Below are 16611 nucleotides of genomic sequence, written 5' to 3' on the forward strand. Positions count from 1 at the left end.
CAATTCACCGTACGACGCCCAGCGCCAGCGCTGCAGACTTCGACTTCCGCGTACATGAGAAGTCAATGGCGCGCAATTGTCCACTGTTGTCCGCCACGCAGGCGCGCGATGCGCAGCGCATGCCAGCGACAGGATGCAGCGTGGACACGCCACGGCTGGCATGCGACAGCGCGTGCCGCGGGCAGCCACAGCGGCCCGCGCGACGGCCGAGGGACGGCGCTCAGGTCTTCGCCGGTAGCGCCCAGACGCTGTTGGGATCGCCGTTGCGGCCACGCCGATGGGTCGCGCGCGCCATCTGCCAATACGCCCAAGCAAGGCCCAAGGCGCAGCCATCCACCGCCAACAACAGCGTGCTGCTCCACGGCGCCACCCAGCCGCCGGCCCCGCGCAGCGCGGCCAGCGGCACCAGCGCGGTCAGCACGGCGCAGGCCAACAGCAGTTCGTACGCGCCACGCGCGGTGGGACGCAGCAGCGCCCAGGCCACGCCCAGACCGAACACGGCGTAGTACACGACACGCTCCTGCCCCGGCGGCAACAGCCGCGCGGCGACGAACAGCGCCGATACCCCGGCCACGCAGCTCAGGCAGAGGCCAACGGTGAGCCGCGCCAGCGCGTGCGTACGCCACGGCTGCGCCTGCTGGCGTCGCTTGCGCCGCGCCTCCACCCACAGCAGATTGCCGCTGTAGAACAGGAACGCGCCGCCCAAACCGAGCAGGAAATACAGCCAGCGCACCGGCGCCCCGCCGAAGTTGGCGTAGTGCAGCGCCTGCAGCCCGCGCAGCGACGCCACGCCGGGCGCCATGGTCTGCGGCGCCAGCACCCGCAGCACCTTGCCGGTGGCCGCTTCCATGGCCACGCCGGCCATCGTGTTGAGCCGGCGCTGCGGCTGCTGGCCGTAGATTTCCACACGCGCATTGGCATCGCCGGCGTCGTGGAAGGACAGGCTGTCCGGCGCGAAGCCCGGACTGGCCGCGCGCGCCCGCGCCAGCAGGTCGGCCACCGGCAGCAGCGGCGCCTTGATGTGCGCCGGCTGCGCGTGCGGCGTCAGCTCCAGATCCGGCTCCAGCACCTGCATCAGCTTGCCGTCGAACACCAGGTACTGGAATGGCGCCAGCAGCAGCACGCCCAGGGCCAGGACCGCGCCGGACCAGGCGAAGATCACGTGGAACGGCAGCGACAGCATGCCGATCACGTTGTGCGCGTCCTGCCACAGGCGCTTGACGTTGCGCCCGGCGCGCAGCGCGAACAGGTCCTTCAGGAACACCGGCGCATACAGCACCACGCCGCTGACCAGGGCCAGGCCATAGAGGATGCAGACCACGCCGAACAGATAGGTGCCGAAGGTGCGCGGCAAGCCGGCGGTGAAATGCAGGTCGTACAGGAACTCGACGAAACCGCTGCGTTGCGGCAGTTGCAGCGGTTGCCCGTCGGCACCGGGCTGGAACTGCACCGTGCCGCCGAACGGCTGCGCCGGCGGCCCGAACGCATACAGCCGCGGCGGCGCGCCGTGCTCGTCCGGCAGGGTCAGGGTGAACGATTCGGCCAGCGCCGGGTAGCGCGCCAGCACCGCGTCGGCCAGCGCCTGCGCCGCCTGTTCCGGTGCCTGCGCCGGCGGCGCGACCGCGGCGGCCGGGCGCGGCCAGTCGCCGAGTTCGTGGGTGAACACGGTGATCGCGCCGACATAGAAGGCGATGAACAAGGCTATGCCGGCGAGCAGGCCCATCCAGCTGTGGGCGGACAGGAACTGGCGCAGGGTCGCCGCCTTCATGCCGTCACCTGCACCAGGCCGGCGGCCTTCAACGCGTACAACAGGCCATGGCACAGCAGCGTCGCCAGGCCCAGCCACAGCCAGGCGCGCGCGCCGCTGCGCAATACGAATGCCAGCGACATCGCGCCGATCCACAGCGGGAACATCAGCAGCAACCAGGGCAGCGTATGCACCCGCAGCGCGCCCGGCCACAGCAGCACGCACAGCCCGACCACGCCGACCGCCAGCGGCAGGCCAAGCACGATCGCCGCCAGCCACCTAGCCCACACCGGTGCGGCCTCCACCCAGCTGCCGCCACGCATCCAGGAACGGCAGCGCGACCGCGGCCAGCATCAGCGCGCTCAGCGCCGCGAATGTACCGGCCCACACCCCGAGCGCGGCGATCGCCGCGACCAGCGCCAGCGTGCTCAGCAGCACGCCGGCCATGCGCAGCGCGCGCGCATGCCGGCGCCAGCCCGGACGCATGCGCTGGTGCGCGGTGGCCAGGTAGAACGCCAGCGCCGCCAGCGGCGCGGCAAGCAGGTACAGGGCGGTGGTCAGCGCGTGCGTGGCCATGGTGGATTACCAGCGCGCCTCGAAGCCGATGCCGACCACGCGCGGCGCGCCGAGGATGGCGACCGGCTGATCCGCCCAGCGGTACTGGATGTACTGCCGGTCGAGCAGGTTGTTGGCGAACACCCACGCGCTCCAGTTCAGGTTCTCGTAGCCGAACTTGGCGTTGAGCAGGGTGCGCGAGGCCAGCTGCGGCACATCGGTGCCGATGTCGGTGTAGACGGTGTCGCGGAAGTTGGCGTTGAGGTTGGCGACCCAGCCGCCGCGGCCAGCGCAGGCGCTGGAGCATGCAGGGCCAGCACCGCGGCGACGGAAACGGACAAGGGCAGCAAATTGACGCGCACGCGCATCGCTCCGTGAAAGAAAATCGGACGGAGGCATGGCGACGGCTGTGCCTGGCTGCCGGACCCGGCAGCGCTGGGCGCGCACTTTAACAGAGTGTGAAGATGGCAGCCACACATTCGTGCGGCGTATCGAGGATTGCCATGGCAGTTGGCCAGGCATGGGGGATCTCCAACATGGGATCTCCCGCTCTCCAGGACGACCAAGCAGCCTTCTGCAGGAGCGGCTTCAGCCGCGACAGGATCTATCGATAACACCTGTCGCGGCTGAAGCCGCTCCTACACGGCCTGCGGATCACCTGCTGGTTGCACTGTAGGCGGCTTCAGCCGCGACAACGTCCGAAGCCGGAAGGCCCGCCGCTGCGCTCGTCGCGACTGAAGACCGTTGCTCCTGCACAAGCCGTCTAGACGGCCACCGCAACCAGCCAAGCGGCAGGCTGCGCCAGCGCGGCCGCTGGCCCGAGTCCAGCCGGAATCGCGTTACAGGAGCACCGGCCTTTTGCGCATCAATGCCAATGCACGTCCACCGACAGACCGACGATGCGCGGTTCGTTGTACACCGCCGCCATGTAGTTCTCGATCACGCCCTTGAGGTTCTTCTCGTTGGTGATGTTGCGCGCGAACGCCGCCACTTCCCACGCGCCGTAATCGCCGCTGTAGCCCAGCTTCAACCCGCCTTCGAAACTGCCCTTGGAATTGAATTCGGTCGAGTCGTACAGCACGAAGCTGGTCTTGCCCTGCTTGTTCCAATCGGTGGCCACGAAGAACGCGCCGCCGTCGGCGACCGGGATGTCGTAGCGCGCAGCCAGGTTGACGTTGTAGGTGGGCGCGTTCGGCAGCGGATTGCCATCGATCTGGGCGAAGGTGTTGGCGCCGACCTTGATGGTCGGATCGTTCACCATGCACACCACCACGCCGTTCAGCGCGCACACCTGCGCGTAGACGCGCGTGTCCTGGATCTCGCTGTGCAGCAGGCTCAGTCCGGCGCTCAGCGACAGGTTCGGGATCGGGCGCCAGTCCAGGTCGGCTTCCATGCCGTAGGCCTTGGCCTTGTCCGCATTGAACAGCACGCCGTTGCCGTTGGAGTCGTTGCCGTTGAGCTGGATGTCGTCGACCGTGTAGGTGAAGCCGGTGACGTTCAGGCGCAGGCGGTTGTCGAACAGGCTGCTCTTGATGCCCGCTTCCCACGACAGGATGGTCTCCGAATCGGCGGTGGTGAAGTCGGAGTTGAACACCGCCGAGCGGCCCTGGATGGTCGGGCCGCGGAAGCCGCGCGCCACCTTCGCGTACACGCTGACGTTGTCGTCGATCGCGTACATCGCGCTGAAGTCCCAGCTCGGCTGCGTATCGGCCATGCGCACGTCGCGGCGGCCGCGGTAGGTGACCCCGCCGGCGGCGGTGTCGGCGGTCTTGAGCAGCCTGGTTTCCTTGCTGTCTCGGGTCTGGCGCACGCCCGCGGTCAGGGTCAGCGCGTCGGTGGCCTTGTAGGTCAGCTGGCCGAACCCGGCCCACGAGGTGTTGCTGTTGCGCAGGCGCACCCAGTTGTTCGGGTTGCGCGCGGCGGTCTGCAAGAAATAGGCGCGCTGGTAGAAATCGGTGGTGTCCTTGCCGTCGAAGTAGAACGCGCCGGCCTGCCACTGCAGCGCCGCGTCGCCTTCGCTGGCCAGGCGCAGCTCCTGCGTGTACTGGTCCAGGTCGCGCACCTGGCCCATCGACTGGCCGTAGCCGTTGGCCACGCCGTTGACCGGATAGTTCGCCGCCGCGCCGCCGTCGGTATCGCCGCGGCTGTCGCCGGAGGTGGTCTCGTAGGCGCTGATCGAGGTCAGCGACACGCCGCCGAAGTCGTACACCGCCTTGAGCGAGCCGCCGTGGGTCGTGTACGCCTGCGGGTTGTCGTGCGCCTCGTCGTAGGCGACCTGATCGCGCGGCACATCGACCTTGTTGGAGCCGTTGGTGACCGCATTGCGCAGGAACAGCGTGGAGGTGCCGTCGTAGTCGCGGGTATGCGCCGAGGCCAGCAGCGAGAAGTTCTCGCTCGGCTTGAGCAGCAGCTGCAGGCGCGCGTTGCGGTCGTCGTAGCCGCCCATCGCGTCCTTCTTCGGCGTGACCGTGCCGTCGGCGCTGGGGCCGCTGTAGGTGTTGTCCACCCAGTCGTCGCGGTGCTGGTACAGCGCCGACACGCGGAACGACAGCATATCGTTGATCGGGCCGCCGAAGCCGCCGTCGAGCGAGGTGGTGCCATAGCTGCCGTAGCTGGCGCTGAGCCGGCCGCTGTAGTCGGCGCTGGGCTTGATGCTGTCGAACTTGACGATGCCGGCGGTGGTGTTGCGGCCGAACAGCGACCCCTGCGGGCCGCGCAGCACTTCCACCTGATCCAGGTCGTAAACCGGGTTGGACTTCAGCACCACGTGCTCCAGCACCACGTCGTCTTGGATGATCGACACCGGCTGCGAGGCGCCGAGGTAGAAATCGATGTTGCCCAGGCCGCGGATGTAGAAGCGCGGAAAGATGCGCCCGGTGGTGGTCTCGGCGTAGAAACTGGGCACCCGGCCGGACAGCGCCAGCAACGTATCGTCGCCGCCGGCGGTGTAGTTGCGCATCGCATCGCCCTGCACCACACCCACGGACACAGGCACTTCCTGCAGATTCTGCTCGCGGTGCTCGGCGGTGACGGTGACGGTGTCCAGCGAAGTCGCCGCAGCGCCCGACGCCGCGTTGCGCGTGGCCTGCGGCGCGGTGCCGACCAGCGATGGCGACGCGTCCTGCGCGACGGCCGCGGTGGCGACCGAGGCCAACAACAGGCCGGCACAGGCCTGAGCCAGGCGGTGGCGGACCGGAGCGCCAGCCAGGCGCGACGAACGCGCGGCCGAGCGGCGCGCGCAAACAGGGGAATGCAGCAACATGGCGGTTCCTTTAGGGCGCTGGATGACGATTCCGTTCGGCTTGCGCAGCAGCTCGCGACGGCGCGCCATGATATGGCGTAGTGCGGCACGATATGTCATCCATGTTGCAACTCCGTGGCATCGCCGGCATGCGCGCGATGGCATGCACTGCAAGCCCGCTCCTCGCCAGCAGGCGGGCCTGTGCCTGCGGCCTCACCGCGTGCAGCGCCGTATCAGTCGCTATCGATCCCGATCACCGTCAACCGCAGATTGGGCGGGTCTTCACCCACTGCGGCCTCGGACAGCATGCCGGTGACGCGCACGATCTGCCCGGCGCCTTCCTCTTCCAGGTGTACCGCCTGGTCCTTGCTCAGCGCCAGGCGCAGGCGGCGCACATCCTCATGGCGCGGCGCCTGTCCCGTGGGCGACGCCGCCACGCACACCGGCGTCGGCAGCATCAGCACCTCGCTGGCGCCACCGGCCGACGCGGCAGCGCCGACCGGCGCTGCTCCCGCACGCCGCTCCAGCTTGCCGGACAGCGTGACCTTGATCGGGCCATACGGCAGGCAGTGCTTCTGCGCATGCGCCAATGGCGCCGCGCCGAACAACAGACAGGCAAGCAACGACACGGTGCGCAACGACATTCGGTTTATCCGTGGACGGCAGAGGCGGGCAAGGATACGGGAGCTGCATGACCGCTGCGCGTTGCCGAAGCGATCTTACGATCGGTGCGAAGTTTGCAGCCATCTGCGATCCAATGACGCTTGGGGCGCACGCGCCACCAGCCCAGTCACCCGAACGGCAAGGGTCGTCGCTTGGCATCAATCGACCCGCATCGGCGAAATTTTTTACCGCAGGTGGGACAGACGACGTCGCTTGTCGCTACGTCGTGGCCGTCAGGACAACGCTGCTAAGGAGGACGGCCATCATGTGCTCCTGATCGATGTCCTGCGGCCAGGTCGGCCGCGCCAAGCAGCTTGGTCCGAACGCATTGCACAACGGCGAAATGGTGCCGCGAAGCGGCGCCGGCACTGCAACGCGTCAGGTGGCGATGGCCCGGACCTGTACGACATTGCCTTCCGGATCATGGCCATCCAGGTGCAGTTGCTCGCGCCAGCGCCACGCCGACGCGAGCGGCTTGAAAGCGCCGCCACAGGACTCGGCAGCGGACCGGGCCCGCTCCAGGCTCTCCACCAGGAACGCGCACTTGATTGGCGTCTCGGTTCTGACGTGGAGCGGCTCAGGTGCGGTAGCCTGTCCCCTGTCGCCCGCCATGCGGACCACCGCTATTTCGTAGTGGGAATTCCCCACCACCACGAAAGCGTCCTGCTGTTCCACAAGCGCGAGCGAGAGCGTCTTCCTGTAGAACTCCGCGACCCGCTCGATGTTGCTGGCGTAGATCACGGCGAGGGCATGGACGGGATGGGAGGTGCTCATGCAATGGGCTCCGGTTCGAAGGCGTGGTTGGGCAGCGCCTGGCCGCACCGTGAGCAGAATCGCACAAACGCATCCTGCACATTGATCGACCAACACGCATCCTCGCCCCTGAACATTTCGTACGCGAATCGGACCTCGGCGTCGGGATGCGTCGCAGCGGCGAACATGCGAATGCAGCGGTACTTGCTCGGCCGTGCGCGATGCGTCACGCGCTCGGGAAACCGGGCGTGCAGCCAGCTGGCGCTGCAACCCTGGCGCGCTGCGCCCCCTCGAGATGCGCTATCGCCGCATCCATTGCCCGTTCGGGGAAATGCGCTTCATCGACGGCGATCATCCCTTCCCCCGTCAGTTCGAGAGCGGCAGCATCGTCGATGCGATCGCGCATGCGCGACATCGTTTGTCGAGCGGCAAGGCAGGTTTCGCCGGTCGTCATGCGCTGGCCGTTCGTTGCACTGCATCAAGGAAGATGTCCGGCGCTCTGCCGGAAAACCCGCCATCGCGCAGCGCGGCGTTTCACGTCTCCGGCTCTTGCTCGCCGTAGAACTTCAAGCCCAGGCGGATGCGCTCGCGGCCCTGCGCGCGGCGGTGCCGGTTGCTGTCGCGCAGCGAATAGACGCACCCACAGTATTCCTGCTGATAGAAATTCTCGCGCTTGCTGATCTCGATCATGCGCGCGCTTCCGCCGCCCTTGCGCCAGTTGTAGTCCCAGTACACCAGGCCCTGGTAAGGCGCTGCGGCCCGGTGTCCGCAGTCGTTGATCTGCTGCATGTTCTTCCAGCGCGAGATGCCCAGCGAACTGGTCATCACCGCAAAACCGTGCTCGTGCGCGTACAAGGCCGTGCGCTCGAAGCGCATGTCGAAGCACATCGTGCAGCGGATGCCACGCTCCGGCTCGTTCTCCATGCCCTTGGCGCGGGCGAACCAGTTGTCGGTGTCGTAGTCGCCATCGATGAAGGGCACACCGTGCTTCTCGGCGAAGCGGATGTTCTCCTGCTTGCGCAGTTCGTATTCCTTCAGCGGGTGGATGTTGGGGTTGTAGAAGAAGACCGTATAGGCGATCCCCGAGGCCACGAACGCCTCCATCAGCTCCCCGGAACATGGCGCGCAGCACGAGTGCAGCAGCAGGCGTCCGCCCGCGTTGGGCAAGGTCAGCGTCTCTGGCGATCGGTTCATGGGCTAGCTCCTGCGATGATTCGGGCCGGCTGGGTTCCGCGCCCTGCCGGTGATGTCACGGACCAGGCGGACCTTGGCCCACGGCTGCGCCTCGGTCAACCTATTGCCTTGCCCGGTGGAGGCCAAACCACGTCGCGTGTTCAGGCATGGCCGCTCCAAGGCGGCAGCGGGAGGTCGATCCGGTCGCGCCGGCCAATCCTCCGCGATGGCCGTCATGGAACCACGCTCGGGAAGTCTACAAAAAAGCGGCACCAAGTCGAAGGGTTGTTCCTGCGATCGGAGCGATTTCGCCGGAATTTCAGCCGATGCGATCAGCTCGACGCGGCCTTTTCCGTCGTCTCATGCATCGCGCGCGTGTCGGAGATGCAGGGCCCGCGTGTGAACGGACCTGAAGCGGGCGCAGGCCCAAGATTCCGCTATCCGGTTCCGATGTTGCGCGAAGCGTTTGTTCGCTTATCCGTTTGCGATTGCGCCCAGCGGCGTTGCATCGCGCTCCTGTGCATTGGACCATTTCGCCATTGGTTGATGGACGCCTCATGGACTCTCGTATCAATCGCTCGGCGGGAACCGCGGGTTCGCCGCCCCCTGTCAACAGCGATCGACAACCGCAAAGCGCCCCTGCCGCTCCGACGCGCGAGCACGCTGGCGACCCTCGGCTGGAGGGACTGGCGCCGCGCAGGAGCGCGCCGGGTGGCGCGGCATCGCCTCCACGCGCGAGCGCAACGCCGCCCGCAGCGAGTTCCGCGCCAATGCCCCATGCCGCATCGCCGGCGCACGCCGATCGCCCCGATCGGCACATGTTCTCGATCGTCAGACATCTGTCGTTCCTGTCGACCGACCGCGATGCCGGCCGCGTTCCGGCGGCAGCGGCGATGTCCGGCAATGGCGTAGTGTTCTCGCGCTCGAAGAAGGTACTGGGCGGCAGCGACGTCGGCATGATCGGCATGATCGACGGCCAAGAGCATCTCGTCAAAACCGGAATCTCGCGCAGCTTGCTGGGTCAAGCGGTCACGTTTTGCGTGAACGGACAGGTCGACCAGGCGAACAAGCGCCTTGGCTTCATTGTCGACGGCGCGACCAGGCTCTTGAAGACCGACCCCAAGCAGGGCAACCAGAAGCGAGTGCTGATCCAGGCGTTCCACGCCTTTCTGCAGACGGACAAGGGCAAGCAACTCGCAGACAAAGCGAAGACCGACGCGTTGGACATCGCCGATGTCGGCGACATTCATGCAAGCCTCGTTGACGCAGACCCTCAATTGAGGAATACGCTCGGTGTGCCGATATTGTTCGACGTCATCAACGTGGCAGCTGGACAGCAATTGGTCAACGCATTGCAAGGCACTTACTTGCCGAAGAAGCACATGCCCGATTCGTCCCTGCTGGCCGTGCAGAACAATGCGCTGATTGCGTCCCGGCTCATCCCGGAGGCCAAGCCGCTGGATACGTTCCTGACCGAGGCCTTTCTTCCGCGCGGCGTGTCGCTCAAGGACGCCAAGCGTGCCGCCGCCCTGGTCAAGGCCCCCCCGGCCACGAGCAGCGCGAATTCGGATGAACTCACGCAGGCGCAAGCGCTGATGGCGCAGATCAATAACCCCGACCATCTCCGCGCGGGCAAGCAGGCGCTGAAGGAAACGTTGGACGACAAGGGATTGGACGGCCTGTTCGTTTCCCTGCTGGCCAGATTCACCCTGGGCGAAGATTCCGATCTTGGGCCGGACAACATGCTGGTCGTCCCGGGCGACGACGGCCGGAACAAGACCGTGAGCATCGATGTCACCGGATTCCGCTACGAATGGGAGAACGACACACCCGCAGATCCACGGAATCCGCCGCGGCATGGCTGGGGAAAGGTTATCGACAATCCCGCACTCGCGCTGGATGTGCTGCTCGACGGCAGCGTGATGAAAAGCCGCTATGCCAGGGGTCTTGAATCAGTCCACGCCGCCGTTGTCGACTGCCTGCGCGACGCACTGCACCAGAACGCCACACCTGAAGCGCAAGCGGTCAAACGCTGGTATGCCGCGCTCGATGTCCACGCTTCGACCGCATCGCTGCTTGCGTTGCATCAAGGCTTGGGCGACATTGCCAAAGCCCCATGGATGCCGGATGCCGGCTTGGTGGACCAGGTATTGGAGCGCAATGCCGGCTTTATCAACGATATCGTGCACAGAGCCCGGACATGATCGGGGCGAGGCCGCGAGGCGACGCAGCCTGAAGGGATCCGATTGTCATTTCGCCGCGACGCGCACCTGTGCACGCGATCGCCACCCTGCAATGACCGGATCCAGCCCCAGCACGAACAGGGCCGCGGCCTCGAGGCCAGACTGATCGAACCCGAGCTTGCGCAGGCGTATGCATCGCTCATCGGCGATGCCAGAGTGGATGTCTATGCGGCGCTTTGGCGATTGCAACAGGAACTGCGACGCGAGCCGTCCGCCAAGCGCGTGGCCGGCACGCCGCGTTGAGCGTGCCGGCCGGCGCTTCAGGACAAAAGGGCCGGAGGAAAGTTGGTTTTGAAACAGATACTTCCTCTGGTCCTTTTATTTGCTTGGTCCTTTTATTTGCTTTTATTTGACCTTCCTTTCATTTTCCATGTTCCACGCATTGCGCCAGCTATCAGCGCAGGCCAGTCACGACATGAGGTCTGTCACCTGAAAAACGTGGGGAAACCTCAGCCTCTTGCCCCTGTGTCAGGCCTCCCGTCGGTGATGGACCATCGGCGGGAAAAGCTCGGCAATAAGCAGATCCTGCGAAATGGTGCGTTTTGATCCGAAGCGGTTGATTTCGATGGCCTCCCCACATGCGTGCCGTGACAGCACCAGGCGACGCACCGATACCGGCTTTGCCGCGTTTGCGGCGACGGCATCGCACAGCGCACAAGCGCTCAGTCGGCGCGCGGCCGGTTCGCACTGCTCGCCGCCGCCTGCTCGGGCGCAGCGGGTTGGTCGTCGTCTTCGATCTCGGTGATGGTGACGCTGCTGTGCGGCACCTGCGCCTGCGCCTGCGCCTGCGCCTGCGCACCGGCATCTTGCACCGCCTGCGCGACGTTCTCGCCAACCATTCTTGCGTAAGCATCCTGCTGCTCCGGGGACAATTCTTCCAGGTATCGTGCGGTGCTCTCCATGCGTTCCTGCATTTCCTCGGGAGAGCCAGGTGCGTCTGTCGCGAGTGCGGTTCCGTCGGGGCCGGTGAATAGACGCTTCAGGCCGCTTCCTGCCAGGTTCATCGCCATTTCTGCGCTGCGGGCGATCGGGCCCGGCATCGTCACCGCCATCAGCGACATGATGACGCCGGCATAGAACTGCGCATTGGGCGAAGACTCGATCAGGCTCTTGTCGGCGAACGTCTTGGACAGTTTCTCTGCGCCCAGCGCAAGCGCGATGACCATGCTGCCCCCGCACATGCCCTTGAAACGTTCCATTGCGTCCTGCCGAGTGGCCTGCTTGTTCCATGCCGATTGCCCCATCACCGCGGTCACGATGCAGGTGTCGCTGAGCAGATTGATCGTTCCCAACCGATCCGGCTGGACGAGGTAGATGGTCGAGCCGGTCACCGCGGTGGCCAGTAGCGTCAATGCCAACTTGGAGGAGAAATCCTGGTTGTGAATTTCGCGCGACAGACTCGGCGTCTGGTTGCCATCGAGCTGCAGTACGCTGGCGAGCCGTTTGCTGCACGCGTCCAGCGTTTCCAGCAAATGCGTGCATTGCATATTCACCGTCCTGGTGAGTTCCTTGCCTCCGTCCTCACCGACGAAGTCTAGTCGCGCCTTTTGAAAGGCATCGCAGGAGGCGTCCACTTGTCCGCGGATTTGCTGTAACTGGTCGCGCAGCGCTTCATTGATCTGGGCAGGCGTCAGGCGCGCGCGTAGTTGCTGCGCCTGTTTGTTCAGACCCACCGCCTGCGCTGTGGCTGCCCCCACGCGTGCGCCTTTGTCCAGCAGGTTGTTGCCGAGTTTGCTGAGGCTGTTCCACAGGAAGGGCGTCAGCATGATGGCTGTGAAGGTCACCGAAAGGCCTGCGCCATACGCCATATTCTGGCTGACCGCCTCGGCTTGCTTGCGCAACGCCGGGTCGCCGAATTTCTTCGGAAGTTCGGTGGTGAGAAAAAGCGTGTTGATCAGCACGTTGTAGAGATGCCCTTCGTTGGCCTCGCGGCCCAGCTGACCTCCGGCGAGCGGAAAGGGCAGGCCGTCGGCGCTGGGGCGCAACGCCGAGGCGGACAGCGCGAGTACGCCCTTGGTGGCAGTGGACATGGTGAAGGCGAAGGTTTTTGCCTGCTTGCCCATCAGCGGGCTGGGAACCACGACCGGCCAGAAATTGACGAGATTGGCGATCGACTTCAAGACGCGTGAGCTGACCGGGGTGGCGTGATCGAGCGGCTGCAGGGCGTCCATTACGGCCTTGATGTCGCTCTGCAACTGCTTGCGCTGATGCGTTCCCAGCCCTTCTGCATGTTTGATGAGTTCGCTCAGGTCCTGCATTTGCTGTCGACAGGACGACAAGGTATGCGGCGTCATTCTTTCCGGATCCTCGCCTTTCATGATCGTCAAGAACGCCGGATCGTCCGCATGCATCTGCAGCATCGTGCGCAGGTCGGAGAGCGACCAGAGATTGGAGGCGGCTGTCGATAGCGCAGTGGACGCTCGCTTAACGCCGCCTGTCAGCGCGGCGCTCGCGCGCGTGGCGAGCGTTGCCGACGCGGAGGTGTGGACGGTGTCCTCTAGCGAGGGCGGGTGCGATTCAAGCAAGAGGTCATCGGTCGCAGAGGAGCGCATGGAGGCGGCGGCCGATGCGGTAGAGCGGCTGCGCGGGGGGAGCGCTGACAAGGCCGGGTCGACCGGCGCCGCTGCCGGCGATGCTGCCGGCGATGAGGGGGAGTCAATTGTCACGACTGCTTCTTTATCCGAAGGCGCGTGCATTGGGACTGAGGAAGAGGGGCCTGCGGCCTGTGGTTTCATTTGGTCACCATCAATGGTCCGTGGGGGGCGGATACCAACCGAGATGTCTGGCTGGTTTAGGTAATGTGAACAAACATGTGCAGCCGGTCCTGCGTGGCGCGAAATAGTGTGCTTCCAGCAGAACCTCGAGGCGCACACTGTCATTGCATTGCCATTGTTTTGTGGCATAGCGATCCGGCGACAGCCAACGGCGTGCATGTGAGCGCGAAGCGCCAGGACTGAGCCGGCGGGCCTGCGGCTACGCCCACGCGCGCCAGTTCAAGCGGGTGCGGCGGGTGCGGCGCCGGCAACGCAGCGTGCTGGTCAGGGTGATCCGGGGCATCGGACGCAAGCGGGAGACCCTGGAACAAAGCGCCCGGCCATCGCCGCAGGTGGTTGGAGCGGGCCGAGCGGATCTGGCGCCAGCGCCCCAAGGACAAGCGCAAGCTGCATGCCTTGCACGCCACGGAGATGGAGTGAATTGGCAAAAAAGGGGCTGGAGCCCGAGGCTTCCCCGGTTTTAGAGCGGCTAACAAAACTCTGGAAGTCGCCGTAGGCAGATGACGCAACAGGCCATGGACAGCAGAGCCAGGTGGATATCGATCCGGCGTTCGAAGCGGGTCCGCAGTTTTCCCATGCCGGCAAACCAGGCATGCGTGCGTTCAACCACCAAGCGATATCGGCCCAGGCGATCGTTGCGTTCCACGCCCTTGCGGGCGGTGCGTGGGGTCATCCCTCGTCGCTTCAGGTGGTCACGGTGCCATGCACCAGCGGCTTGCCAGTCGCGCGATCGGCGCCATCAGTCATACCACTGCGGTCGCTCAGCTTACGCGGCAGATTCTCCCGCGATGCCGGTACGCAGCACACACACGATGTCGTTGAGCGCGCTTTGGTTGTCTACTCGCGGCCTGCCGCCCTTGGGCTACGATAAAAAATTTCGTGCTTGTGGCAATGCATGCAATGGCATGCACTGCAGCAATCCCGGCCATCGCTGTATTTGATTTCGCCGTGAGTTACACGCTCAGGTATTACACTGCATAGGATGTTCCAAGTGATCTCGATGACAAGCCGTTTGCTGTTTGCGCTCAGCATGAGCCTGCTCATTCACGCTCATGCGACCGCTGCCCAGCCCAGCAATGTCAGGCTGACCGTCGCTGGTTTGCAACGGCCGGCACAGATCCGGGTGGACCACTGGGGCGTTGCGCACCTCTATGCCGAGAGCGATGACGACGTATTCTTTGTGCAAGGCTTCAATGTGGCGCGCGACAGATTGTTCCAGCTCGATTTACTGCATCGCAAAGGTCTGGGGCATCTGGCCGAGGCGTTTGGCCCGTCGTATGTAGAACAGGATCGCGCCTCGCGTTTGTTCCTTTACCGCGGCAGCATGCGCGAGGAATGGACTCGCTATGGGCCGACGGCTCAACGCAATGTCACCCGTTTTGTTGCGGGCATCAACGCCTACATCGCCTGGCTGGGGAGTAACCCAGGAGCGCTTCCTTATGAGTTCCGCACCTTCGGCTATCGACCGGAGTCCTGGTCGCCGGACGACGTAGTGCGTATCCGCAGCACGGGGCTGAGCCGAAACGTCAAGAGCGAAGTCGCTCGCGCCAAGGTGGCGTGCAAGGCGTCGCTAGGTGTAGATGCACTACGCTTGCAATTGAAGCCGGCGTGGACAACGGTTGTGCCGGACGGCCTGGATCCGTGCCTGCCGGGCGACGTGTTGAAAGTCTACGAGCTGGCGACGCAGAGCCCTAAGCTCGCTGCTGGCCAGACGTTGGCCAATGCCATGCCCTCGCCGTTGGCGCTTGCTGAGGAAGCACTTGCCGAGGGCAGCAACAACTGGGTGATCGCGCCAAACAAGTCGGCCACTGGTCACGCGGTGCTGGCCGATGACCCGCACCGCGCGTATACCGTACCCAGTCTGCGCTATTTCGTGCATCTAAATAGCCCAAATCTGGACATCATCGGCGCCGGCGAGCCTGCCGCTCCGGGCGTGGCAATCGGCCATAACGCGCAGATCGCGTTCGGGCTCACCATCTTCAATATCGACCAGGAAGACCTTTACGTCTATCGTCTCAACCCGAAGGACGCATCGCAGTATTGGTACAACGGTGCTTGGGAGCCGATGACCACGCAGCGTGAAAAGATCGCTGTGCGAGGTGGTGATGCACAGGCGGTGACGTTGCAGTTCACCCGGCATGGTCCGGTCATCTACATCGATGCAGGTACCCACACGGCCTATGCTGTACGCTCGGTTTGGAGTCAGCCCGGCAGCGCCCCCTACATGGGATCGTTGAACTATCTGTCTGCCACGTCGTATGCGCAGTTCACGGCCGCACTCGCCCACTGGGGGGCGCCATCGGTGAACCAGGTATACGCAGACGTAAGTGGGAATATCGGTTGGGTTACGGCTGGCATGTCACCAAGGCGCGATAACTGGGACGGCCTGATGCCGGTGCCCGGGGATGGTCGCTACGAATGGCAGGGGGTTTGGAAGGGCGATATCTTGCCTTCGTCGGAAAACCCACCGCAGGGCTTTATCACCACCTCCAATGAAATGAATCTGCCGCCGGGCTACCCGGTGGCCGAGCGCAAGATCGGTTTTGAGTGGGCAAACGGCGCGCGCCACGCACGCATTAGCCAGGTGCTGGCGCAATTGCAGAAGGTGACGTTGGAGGATTCGCAAGCGCTGCAGAACGATCAGGTGTCATTGCCGGCACAGCGTCTGGTCGCGCTACTGGCGCCGCTGCAGTCGCAGGACGCCACCACGGCGGCGGCGCTTGCATTGCTCAAGCCATGGGATGGCAAGGTTGCAGCGACATCGCCCGCCGCCGCGCTCGAAGAAGTCTGGTTCAGCCGATATCTCGGCAATGCCTACAAGACGTTGGTGCTCACGCCGACCCAGGCCGCCAGCTTTGGGCCGCCTGACACGGAAGTATTATTGAACGCGCTCGAACATCCCGATTCCGCTTTCGGCCAAAACCCCATCGCTGCACGGGATGAACTGCTATTGCAGACCTTGAGGGAAGCGTATAAGGCGCTTGCCGAACTGCAAGGGTCTGACAACAGCCAATGGCAATGGGGCAAGCTGCACGTCAACGCCATCTCCCATCCTCTGAGTGCGGCGGCTGGCGCCGACCGTGCTCTATTGGACATCGGTCCATTCGCCAAAGGCGGCAGTCCATACACGCCCAATCAGTCCAGTTACGACCCCAACAATTTTCGCCAGACCATTGGGCCCTCAGCACGATTGATCATCGACTTGGGCAATTGGGACAACTCGCGTGCGGTGAACTATCCAGGCCAGTCTGGCGACCCAACTAACCAGCATTACCGCGATCTTGCACCATTATGGCTGCAGGGCAAGTATTTCCCGCTGTTGTACACGCGTGCGGCGATCGACGCAGCTACCGAACAGGTCATCGATCTGGTGCCGGCTGGAATGCGCTGATACGTCATTGGTCTGCTCTAAGCATCTGCAAAAGGGGCCAGTGCAAAAAGGGCAGAGGGACGGACGCGTTT

The 16611-nt window shown here is 64.7% G+C and carries 13 protein-coding genes and 1 pseudogene; 3 read left to right on the plus strand and 11 right to left on the minus strand.

Going from position 1 to position 16611, the window contains the following annotated elements; translation table 11 throughout:
- Positions 1-220: 220 nt before the first annotated feature.
- From ISN38_RS09850 to ISN38_RS09890, 9 genes are all read right to left on the minus strand, one after another.
- The gene (locus tag ISN38_RS09850; RefSeq protein WP_206711775.1) at positions 221-1768 is read right to left on the minus strand and encodes a PepSY-associated TM helix domain-containing protein; all 1548 of its coding nucleotides are present in this window, start codon (positions 1766-1768) and stop codon (positions 221-223) included.
- Positions 1765-2037 carry a hypothetical protein gene (locus ISN38_RS09855; protein ID WP_004425535.1) on the minus strand — a complete coding sequence of 91 codons (273 nt, stop codon included), beginning with the start codon at positions 2035-2037 and terminating at the stop codon, positions 1765-1767. The genes ISN38_RS09850 and ISN38_RS09855 overlap by 4 nt, the downstream gene beginning before the upstream one ends.
- Positions 2027-2323, minus strand: coding sequence for a hypothetical protein (locus ISN38_RS09860; protein WP_004425538.1), 297 nt, complete (start codon positions 2321-2323; stop codon positions 2027-2029). Before ISN38_RS09860 ends, ISN38_RS09855 begins: the two co-directional genes overlap by 11 nt.
- 6 nt (positions 2324-2329) lie before the next feature.
- Positions 2330-2701: a TonB-dependent receptor gene (locus ISN38_RS09865; protein WP_047324359.1), complete on the minus strand. Its 372-nt coding sequence runs from the start codon at positions 2699-2701 to the stop codon at positions 2330-2332.
- 466 nt (positions 2702-3167) lie between these two features.
- Entirely contained in the window at positions 3168-5564 is a 2397-nt protein-coding gene (locus ISN38_RS09870; protein ID WP_038236736.1) for a TonB-dependent receptor, read from the minus strand.
- A gap of 212 nt (positions 5565-5776) precedes the next feature.
- Positions 5777-6187, minus strand: coding sequence for a hypothetical protein (locus ISN38_RS09875; RefSeq protein ID WP_004425543.1), 411 nt, complete (start codon positions 6185-6187; stop codon positions 5777-5779).
- A gap of 397 nt (positions 6188-6584) precedes the next feature.
- The gene (locus ISN38_RS09880; RefSeq protein ID WP_004425546.1) at positions 6585-6980 is read right to left on the minus strand and encodes a VOC family protein; all 396 of its coding nucleotides are present in this window, start codon (positions 6978-6980) and stop codon (positions 6585-6587) included.
- A 205-nt stretch (positions 6981-7185) separates the two neighbouring features.
- Positions 7186-7413 carry a hypothetical protein gene (locus tag ISN38_RS09885; RefSeq protein ID WP_004425549.1) on the minus strand — a complete coding sequence of 76 codons (228 nt, stop codon included), beginning with the start codon at positions 7411-7413 and terminating at the stop codon, positions 7186-7188.
- 80 nt (positions 7414-7493) lie between these two features.
- Entirely contained in the window at positions 7494-8153 is a 660-nt protein-coding gene (locus ISN38_RS09890; RefSeq protein WP_058363161.1) for an epoxyqueuosine reductase QueH, read from the minus strand.
- 797 nt (positions 8154-8950) lie between these two features.
- Here ISN38_RS09890 and ISN38_RS09895 point away from each other — a divergent pair.
- Both ISN38_RS09895 and ISN38_RS09900 read left to right on the plus strand, forming a co-directional pair.
- Positions 8951-10336, plus strand: coding sequence for a type III secretion system effector protein (locus tag ISN38_RS09895; protein WP_081316186.1), 1386 nt, complete (start codon positions 8951-8953; stop codon positions 10334-10336).
- Positions 10337-10378: 42 nt separating this feature from the next.
- Positions 10379-10618, plus strand: a complete 240-nt coding sequence (locus ISN38_RS09900; RefSeq protein WP_139115846.1) for a hypothetical protein — start codon at positions 10379-10381, stop codon at positions 10616-10618.
- Positions 10619-11037: 419 nt separating this feature from the next.
- Here the strand turns inward: ISN38_RS09900 and xopX are convergent, their stop codons facing one another.
- On the minus strand, positions 11038-13110 hold the full coding sequence (gene xopX, locus ISN38_RS09905; RefSeq protein ID WP_425509966.1) for a XopX family type III secretion system effector: 2073 nt from the start codon (positions 13108-13110) through the stop codon (positions 11038-11040).
- Positions 13111-13618: 508 nt separating this feature from the next.
- Positions 13619-14008: pseudogene (locus ISN38_RS09910) on the minus strand (transposase); the annotation flags it as partial.
- Positions 14009-14179: 171 nt separating this feature from the next.
- Here ISN38_RS09910 and ISN38_RS09915 point away from each other — a divergent pair.
- Complete coding sequence (locus ISN38_RS09915; protein ID WP_425509980.1) at positions 14180-16540, plus strand: penicillin acylase family protein; 2361 nt, start codon at positions 14180-14182, stop codon at positions 16538-16540.
- Positions 16541-16611 lie beyond the last annotated feature (71 nt).

The sequence above is a fragment of the Xanthomonas translucens pv. undulosa genome (genome assembly GCF_017301775.1).
In the GTDB taxonomy this organism is placed as follows: Bacteria; Pseudomonadota; Gammaproteobacteria; order Xanthomonadales; family Xanthomonadaceae; genus Xanthomonas_A; species Xanthomonas_A translucens.